The 8,949-nt window shown below is 68.0% G+C and carries 2 protein-coding genes, 1 tRNA gene and 1 rRNA gene; 3 read left to right on the top strand and 1 reads right to left on the bottom strand.

The window, feature by feature from the left end:
• Together rrf and ACFYMC_RS17390 are read left to right on the top strand one after the other, a co-directional pair.
• A 5S ribosomal RNA gene (rrf, locus tag ACFYMC_RS17395) occupies nt 1-93 on the top strand; the annotation flags it as partial.
• Between the two features lie 5 nt (nt 94-98).
• Nucleotides 99-174, top strand: a tRNA-Thr gene (locus ACFYMC_RS17390).
• Between the two features lie 171 nt (nt 175-345).
• On the opposite strand, the gene ACFYMC_RS17385 is transcribed toward ACFYMC_RS17390, so the two are convergent.
• Nucleotides 346-3,012, bottom strand: a complete 2,667-nt coding sequence (locus ACFYMC_RS17385; protein WP_388525430.1) for a SpoIIE family protein phosphatase — start codon at nt 3,010-3,012, stop codon at nt 346-348.
• 292 nt (nt 3,013-3,304) lie between these two features.
• On the opposite strand from ACFYMC_RS17385, the gene ACFYMC_RS17380 reads away from it, so the two are divergent.
• Nucleotides 3,305-8,815, top strand: a complete 5,511-nt coding sequence (locus ACFYMC_RS17380; RefSeq protein WP_388525427.1) for a HAMP domain-containing protein — start codon at nt 3,305-3,307, stop codon at nt 8,813-8,815.
• Nucleotides 8,816-8,949 lie beyond the last annotated feature (134 nt).

Genomic DNA, 8,949 nt, shown 5'->3' with positions numbered 1-8,949 from the left:
ACGCCCGGTTACATTCCGAACCCGGAAGCTAAGCCTTTCAGCGCCGATGGTACTGCAGGGGGGACCCTGTGGGAGAGTAGGACGCCGCCGAACAACCCGCCCTTTTAGCTCAGTCGGTAGAGCGTCTCCATGGTAAGGAGAAGGTCAACGGTTCGATTCCGTTAAAGGGCTCCAGAAAAGAAAAGGCCCCCGCCTTCAGGCGGGGGCCTTTTTGCGTTCGTGGGCGTGCACGCCGATCCGCTGGGACAGCTCTGCGCGCTGCCCGCCACGTGTCCCATGACTGGTGCGGGCCACGACTGGTGCGGGAGCCCTTCGAGAGCTCCCGCACCAGCACCACGGTGGTGGTCAGTCGCTCTCGTGGGGTTCCGGAATGCGCAGCACCAGGATGGCCATATCGTCCGAGGCGGGCTCGGCTGCGAACCGTTCCACGGCGCGCAGCACCCTCGCGGCGACGGCTCCTGCGGTCAGGCCCGTGCAGCCGGTCAGCACGTCGGAGAGGCCGTCGTCCCCCAACATGCGGGTACCCTCACGGCGCTCGGTCACCCCGTCGGTGACGCACAGCAGGACGTCACCCGCGTTCAGGGTCACCGTCTGCTCGTACAGTTCCAGGTCCTCCATGACGCCCAGCAGCGGCTGTGGTTCTGCTGCTGCTTCCACCCGGCCGTCCTGGCTCAGGCGCAGAGGCAGCGGATGACCGGCGCAGACCACCTTGAGGAGGGCGCCGCCGTCCTCCTGGGGCCACAATTCGCCGTAGAGCAGCGTCAGGAAGCGACTGCGGGCGCCTTCGTCGAGGATCGCGGCGTTCAGACGCTCCAGCACGGCCGGGCCGCCCAGGCCCTCACGGGCGAGGAGGCGCAGGGCATGCCGGGCGAGGCCGGTGACGGCCGCCGCCTCCGGACCGGTGCCGCAGACGTCTCCGATCGCGAAGCCGTAACCGCCTCCCCGGAGGGGGAAGACGTCGTAGAAGTCGCCGCCGACCTCGTTGCCCTCGCCTGCGGCCCGGTAGATGACCTCGACCTCGACCCCGGGGATATGAGGGGTGTTGGGGGGCAGCAGGCTGCGCTGGAGGGCCCGACTGATCGCAGTGCGCTCGGAGTAGAGCCGGGCGTTGTCCAGAGCAAGGGCGGCCCGACGGGAGAGGTCCTCGGCGAGCTCCAGGATCTCCTGGCGGAAGTGTTCTTCGGTCGGCTTGCCCAGGGTGAGCATGCCGATCACCCGGTTCCGGGCGACCAGTGGCAGTACTACCGTCTCTCCGCCGGTGACGGCGGCCGTGGACAGTGCCGTGCCGACGCCGGGGGCGTAGCCGCCGGCGGATCCGAGACCAACGCTCCGCATGGAGCTGCGCAGTGCCGAATGGTGGGCGGCTTCGGCCGGAGCCGCCCAGATCCGGGCGCCCGGGGTGGTGACCGGCTCCGGTGGGTTGATGCGTGACAGCAGGGCCTTCAGGCCGTCGATGCGTTCCTCGTCCTCGTGGAGCACGAAGGACAGGTAGGGCTCGGAGGACTGGTCGGCGATCGTGTAGACGGCGCACCAGGTGGCTAGTGTGGGGACGGTCATCTGAGCCATGAGCGCCAGGGTCTGGTCCCGGTCGAGGGTGCCGGCCAGCAGGTCGGAGGCCTCCACCAGGAAGGACAAGGAGCCACGGCGTAGGCGTTCCAGTTCTCCCAGGCGTGCTGATTCCACGGCCAGGGCGATACGGTCCGCGGCGAACTGCAGCCGCAGGGCTTCCTCGTTGGAATAGCGCCCAGGCGTCTCGGCGGCGACGCCGAGCGAGCCCGTCAGGCGACCCTCGACCTTCAGCGGCACCGTGACCGCCGAGCGCATTCCGGTTCCGGTCAGGAGCGGAACAGCCCCGGGCGCGGTGCCGAGATCCTCGTGCACGGCGGGCATGCGGGCCGAGCCGTAGCGGCTGGTGCCGGCCTCCACGGGGACGCGGGCGAACCGCTGGCGGGTGGAGGGTAGCCCGGTGGTGGCCCGCACCTCGAGCTCGGTTTCGTCGTCGGTCGCCAGGAGTAGGAAGGCGGAGTCCGCGTCCAGCATGTCGCGGGCCCGTTCCACCGTGCGCTGGAGCAGACCGTCGAGGTCATCGGGGGCGGGGGATCCGATGAAGACCTCGAAAGGGTCGGCGGCGCGGGTATCGGTCAGTTGGCCGCCCTCGGTGGCGGCGGCGACCCGGACGGGGGTCTGGATCACGGCCCGCTCGTCGTCGCGCACCAACAGGCAGACCGTGGAGGGCTCCCCCTCGGGGTCGCGTACGCGCAGGTGGGAGGCGTAGACGGGGATGACACGGCCGTGGACGCCGCGGATGCCGTAGCTGCCTTCCCAGCGCGAGAGGGTCAGTGCCTCGACGATGCCGGTGCCGGTGCCGGGGGTGTGCGGCCAGGCGGCGATGTCGGTGAGCGGTTTACCCGCGACCTGGTCGGCCGTGTAACCGAAGAGGTGCTCGGCGTCCTCGTTCCAGGAGGTGATGGCGCCCGTCCGGTCGATCTGCACGACAGCCACGCGGACCCTCGCCTCGGCGATCGGGAGCTGCTGCACGGGAACCGCTGGGCCGGCGGAACGGGTGCCGACGGAGCGGGCGGGCAGGGCGAGCTGGAACCAGACCTGTTTGCGGGTGGGGGTGTAGTCCACGCCCCAGCGGCTGGCCATCGCCCCGCAGAGCAGAAGACCGCGGCCACCCTCGTGATCAGGCGGGGCGATGGTGGGCCCGGTCTGCTGAAGGGGGATCTCCCGCTCGGGGTAGCGGTCGGCGACCTCGATCCGGACCGCGTCCTCGGAGCGCAGGCACAGGACCTCGGCATCGGTTCCGGCGTGCACGACGGCATTGGTGACCAGCTCGCTCGTCAGGACCACGGCGTCGTCAATGAGCTCGGTGTAGCCCCAGCCCTGCAGGGTGTCACGGACGAAGGCGCGTGCGGCGGCGACGGAGCGCCCCATGGGTTCGAAGCTGGCAGCCGCGCGGGCGGTGATCACAGCACTCCTCTGTCGCGTCGCGTTGCCCGGCTTCACCATGGACCGTCCCCTCGGCGCCCGGTGCTTCCCGTGCCCCCGCCCGAGCCGGGCGGACCGGGGCGGTTGGACAGTCGTATGCCAGGTTACTTACCTTCACAGTCGGTCCGGAGGCCGCTCGGCTGTGATTCCACCCCGAATGTAAGGGTGGGGGCGGGTGAAACCTCGAAGCGGTGAAGCTGGAAGTGCCGAAGTGTTATGGCCTGGTTCGGCTGGGGTGAAACACTGGGAAGGCTTCCGGAGCGAGCCCGGGCAGTTCAGCGGGAGTACGGTCAACCCTTTCGGGAGGGACACGGTGGAGTCTGGCGTGGCGGCAACGCGGAGGAGCAGTCCGCGTGCGAAAGGCGGACGGTCCCGGCGGAACGGGACGACCGAGGTCGACACGGCAGCGCTCAATCGGTTGCTGACGGCCTTGTTGTCCATGCGGGACGGCAACTTCCGCAAACGGTTGACGGTCTCCGGCGAAGGGGTGATGGCCGAGATCGCCGCCGTGTACAACGAGGTGGCGGATCGCAACCTGCACCTGACGGGTGAAATCGCCCGGGTGCGGCGGGTGGTGGGCCGCGAGGGCAAGCTGAGCGAGCGCCTGGAGACGGGGGCCTGCGAGGGTTCCTGGGCCTCTGCGATCGATGCTTCGAACGCCTTGGTGGACGATCTGGCGCGGCCGGTGTCCGAGGTCGGGCGGGTGTTGGCGGCGGTCGCCGAGGGCGATCTCGAACAGCGCATGGAACTACGGACGACGACGGCGACGGAGGGCCCCGGGCATCCGTTGCGCGGGGAGTTCCTGAAGGTCGGCCGGACCGTCAACAACCTCGTCGACCAGCTCTCGGCCTTCACTGACGAGGTCACCCGGGTGGCGTTGGAGGTCGGCACCGAGGGCAAACTGGGCGGCCAGGCCCAGGTGCGAGGAATGTCCGGTTCGTGGAAGGATCTCACGGATTCCGTCAACACCATGGCGTACCGACTCACCGCACAGGTACGTGACATTGCTCTCGTCACCACGGCGGTCGCCAAGGGAGACCTCTCGCGCAAGGTCACCGTGCACGTGGCCGGCGAGATGCTCCAGTTGAAGAACACCGTGAACACCATGGTGGACCAGCTGTCCTCCTTCTCCTCCGAGGTCACGCGGGTGGCCCGTGAGGTGGGCACGGAGGGCGAACTCGGTGGTCAAGCCAGAGTGCCCGGTGTCGCCGGGGTGTGGAAGGACCTCACGGACTCCGTCAACACCATGGCGGGCAACCTCACCGCGCAGGTGCGTGGGATCGCGCAGGTGACCACGGCGGTCGCGAACGGAGACCTGTCGCAGAAGGTCACGGTCAGCGCCCGCGGCGAGGTGGCCCAGCTGGCCGAAACGATCAACCAGATGACGGAGACGCTGCGCACCTTCGCCGACGAGGTGACCCGGGTCGCGAGCGAGGTCGGGGCGAAGGGCCTGCTGGGTGGTCAGGCGCAGGTGCCGGGAGCGGCGGGCACCTGGAAGGACCTCACCGACTCCGTCAACACGGTGTTCCGGAACCTCACGACGCAGGTGCGGGACATCGCCCAGGTGACGACGGCGGTCGCCAACGGCGACCTGTCTCAGAAGGTCACGGTCGACGTGGCTGGCGAGATGCTGGAGCTGAAGAACACCGTCAACACGATGGTGGACCAGCTCCAGTCCTTCGGTGCCGAAGTGACCCGGGTGGCCCGGGAGATCGGTGTCGAGGGCGAGCTCGGTGGTCAGGCGCAGGTGCCGGGAGCGGCGGGCACCTGGAAGGACCTCACCGACTCCGTCAACACCGCATTCCGCAACCTCACCGGCCAGGTACGCAACATCGCCCAGGTGACGACGGCGGTCGCCAACGGCGACCTGTCGCAGAAGGTCACGGTCGACGTCTCCGGCGAGATGCTCCAGTTGAAGAACACCGTGAACACCATGGTGGACCAGCTGTCCTCGTTCGCCGACCAGGTGACCCGGATGGCGAGGGACGTGGGTACCGAGGGCCGGCTCGGTGGCCAGGCCCGGGTGGACGGCGTGTCCGGAACCTGGCGGGAGTTGACGGACTCCGTCAACTTCATGGCCGGGAACTTGACCTCGCAGGTCCGCCAGATCGCTCAGGTGACCACGGCGGTGGCGCGTGGTGACCTGTCGCAGAAGATCGACGTGGACGCCCGGGGCGAGATCCTGGAGCTGAAGAACACCATCAACACGATGGTGGACCAGCTCTCCGCCTTCGCCGAGCAGGTGACGAGGGTGGCCCGCGAGGTGGGTACCGACGGCAGGCTGGGCGGTCAGGCGCAGGTACCGGGTGTGGCCGGCGTCTGGCGGGACCTCACCGACTCGGTGAACGGTATGGCGGGCAACCTCACCGCTCAGGTCCGCAACATCGCGCAGGTCGCCACGGCGGTGGCGCGTGGTGACCTGTCGCAGAAGATCGACGTGGACGCTCGGGGCGAGATCCTGGAGCTGAAGAACACCCTGAACACCATGGTGGACCAGCTCTCCTCGTTCGCCGAGCAGGTGACGAGGGTGGCCCGTGAAGTGGGCACGGAGGGTATCCTCGGCGGCCAGGCTGAGGTCAAGGGCGTGTCCGGCACCTGGAAGGACCTCACCCAGTCCGTCAACTTCATGGCGAACAACCTGACGATGCAGGTGCGCAACATCGCCGAGGTGACCACGGCGGTCGCCAAGGGCGATCTGTCGAAGAAGATCACTGTCGACGCGAAGGGCGAGATCCTCGAACTCGTCACGACCGTGAACACGATGGTGGACCAGCTCTCCTCGTTCGCCGAGCAGGTGACGAGGGTGGCTCGCGAGGTGGGCACCGAGGGCATCCTCGGCGGCCAGGCCCGGGTCCGTGGGGTCACCGGGATCTGGAAGGACCTCAGCGACAACGTCAACCTGATGGCCAACAACTTGACCATGCAGGTGCGCAACATCTCCCAGGTCTCCGCGGCCGTGGCCAACGGCGATCTCACCAAGAAGGTGACCGTGGAGGCGCGCGGCGAGGTCGCCGCGCTCGCGGACACCGTCAACACCATGGTGACTACCCTGTCCTCGTTCGCCGATGAGGTCACCCGGGTCGCCCGCGAGGTGGGCACCGAGGGCGAGCTGGGCGGCCAGGCGCACGTGCCGGGAGTCTCCGGGACCTGGAAGGACCTCACCGAGTCGGTGAACTCCATGGCCTCGAACCTGACCGGACAGGTCCGCCAGATCGCCATGGTCACCACCGCCATCGCCAAGGGCGATATGACCAAGAAGATCGACATCGACGCCCGGGGCGAGATCCTGGAGCTCAAGACGACGATCAACACGATGGTGGACCAGCTCTCCTCGTTCGCCGACCAGGTGACCCGGGTCGCGCGCGAGGTGGGCACGGAGGGCATCCTCGGCGGCCAGGCCCGAGTACGTGACGTGGACGGCACCTGGCGGGACCTGACGGAGTCCGTCAACGAGATGGCCGGTAACCTCACCCGTCAGGTCCGTGCCATCGCGGCGGTGGCGACCGCGGTGACCCGCGGAGACCTCAACCTGAAGATCGACGTGGATGCCTCGGGTGAGATCCAGGTACTCCAGGACAACATCAACACGATGATCGCGAACCTCCGCGACACCACCCTCGCCAACAAGGAACAGGACTGGCTCAAGGGCAACCTCGCCCGGATCTCCGGCCTGATGCAGGGCCGAAGGGACCTGGAGGACGTGGCGTCACTCATCATGAGCGAGCTGACTCCGGTGGTCTCCGCCCAGCACGGTGCGTTCTACCTCGCCGTTCCTTCGGGAGGTTCCACCGACATCGGCACCGAGGGCGGCACGGACGGCTCCTACGTGCTGCGGATGCGCGGGAGTTACGCCTACGCCGGCAGCGCGATGCCCACTTCCTTCCGACCGGGAGAGGGTCTGATCGGCACGGTCGCAGAGGAGAAGCGGTCCATCCTGGTGGAGAACACCCCGCCCGGGTATCTCAAGATCGCCTCAGGGCTCGGCGAGGCACCGCCGGCGCACGTGATCGTGTTGCCGGTGCTCTTCGAGGGCAAGACGCTCGGTGTGATCGAGCTCGCCTCCTTCCACCCCTTCACCCAGATCCAGAAGGACTTCCTCAGCCAGATCGCCGATCTGATCGCCACCAGCGTCAACACCATCAGCGTCAACTCCAAGACCGAGGTGCTCCTCAAGCAGTCCCAAGAGCTGACCGAGCAGCTGCGCGAGCGGTCGGCGGAGTTGGAGAACAGGCAGAGCGCCCTGGAGGCGTCCAACACCGAACTGGAGGAGAAGGCCGAGCTGTTGGCGCAACAGAACCGGGACATCGAGGTGAAGAACACCGAGATCGAGGAGGCCCGGCAGGTTCTGGAGGAGCGGGCCGAGCAGTTGGCGGTCTCGATGCGCTACAAGTCGGAGTTCCTTGCGAACATGTCGCACGAGCTGCGCACCCCGCTGAACTCGCTGCTGATCCTCGCCAAGCTGCTCGCTGACAACGCGGAGGGCAACCTCTCGCCGAAGCAGGTGGAGTTCGCCGACACCATCCACGGAGCTGGTTCGGACCTGCTCCAGTTGATCAACGACATCCTGGACCTATCCAAGGTCGAGGCCGGCAAGATGGACGTCAGCCCCACCAGGATCGCCCTGGTCCAGCTGGTGGACTACGTGGAGGCCACCTTCCGCCCGCTGACGGCGGAGAAGGGCCTGGACTTCTCCGTCCGGGTCTCGCCGGAGCTCCCGGCCACCCTGCACACGGACGAGCAGCGGTTGCTCCAGGTGCTGCGCAACCTGCTGTCGAACGCGGTGAAGTTCACCGACAGTGGTGCGGTGGAGCTCGTGATCCGGCTCGCCGGCGCCGATGTGCCCGGGGCGATCCGTGAGCAGTTGTTGGAGGCGGGTTCGCTGCGGGAGGCGGACGCCGACCTGATCGCCTTCTCGGTGACGGACACCGGCATCGGAATCGCCGCCAGCAAGATGTTGGTCATCTTCGAGGCGTTCAAGCAGGCGGACGGGACGACGAGCCGCAAGTACGGTGGCACCGGGCTGGGGCTGTCCATCAGCCGGGAGATCGCCAGGCTGTTGGGCGGTGAGATCCACGCCGCCAGCGAGCCCGGCCGTGGCTCCACGTTCACCTTGTACCTGCCGCTCCACCCCAGCGAACTGCCGCCGCAGGGCTACCCGCACCCGGTCGGGCCGGGCCGGGCGGAGGGTCTGCGTTCGCTGCGCGGCCCGCTACCACCGTCCGCGTCCACCCCGCTGCCGCAGATCGAGGTGTCGGCGCCAGTGGAGGAGCATTCCGGCCAGGGGCCGGCCTCCTTGATGCGACGCCGGCGCAAGGCGGTCGGGCGGCCACAGACGCCGCCGGCGCTGCCCGGCCAGCCCACGGCGGCGCAGCCCGGCCCCTCAGGTGAGGAGTTCTGGGCCGCGGGCGCCGAGCAGCCGCCCGCGGAGTCGCCGCGGTCGTACGGCTTCCACGGCGAGAAGGTACTGATCGTCGACGACGACATCCGTAACGTGTTCGCTCTCACCTCGGTGCTGGAGCAGCACGGCCTGGCGGTGTTGTACGCGGAGAACGGACGCGAGGGCATCGAAGTCCTTGAGCAGCACGACGATGTGACGGTCGTACTGATGGACATCATGATGCCCGAGATGGACGGGTACGCCACGACCACCGCGATCCGGCGGATGCCGCAGTTCACCGGGTTGCCGATCATTGCTCTGACGGCGAAGGCGATGAAGGGAGACCGAGAGAAGGCCATTGACTCGGGAGCTTCCGACTACGTGACCAAGCCGGTGGATCCTGATCACTTGCTGTCGGTGATGGAGCAGTGGATGCGCGCGCGCTGACCGTTCAGGGGAACCTTCTGGGTAGCGGCTCCGTTTCTGATATGTGCACAGTGACATCTCGGTGACAGGGTGTGGCGACCTCTGCGGTGCGGCTACGATGACCGGCACAAGGACGGGCGACGCAAGGGAGTCGT

Origin of the sequence: Streptomyces sp. NPDC006879 (assembly GCF_042869595.1) — a bacterium.
Taxonomy (GTDB): Bacteria; Actinomycetota; Actinomycetes; order Streptomycetales; family Streptomycetaceae; genus Streptomyces.
Note: the sequence above shows the minus strand (reverse complement) of the source record. Positions and strands in the feature narration are given on the sequence as shown.

Bases quoted from the DNA above. Each gene is read 5' to 3' on its own strand.
- ACFYMC_RS17385 (WP_388525430.1), bottom strand. From the start codon at position 3,012: ATGGTGAAGCCGGGCAACGCGACGCGACAGAGGAGTGCTGTGATCACC.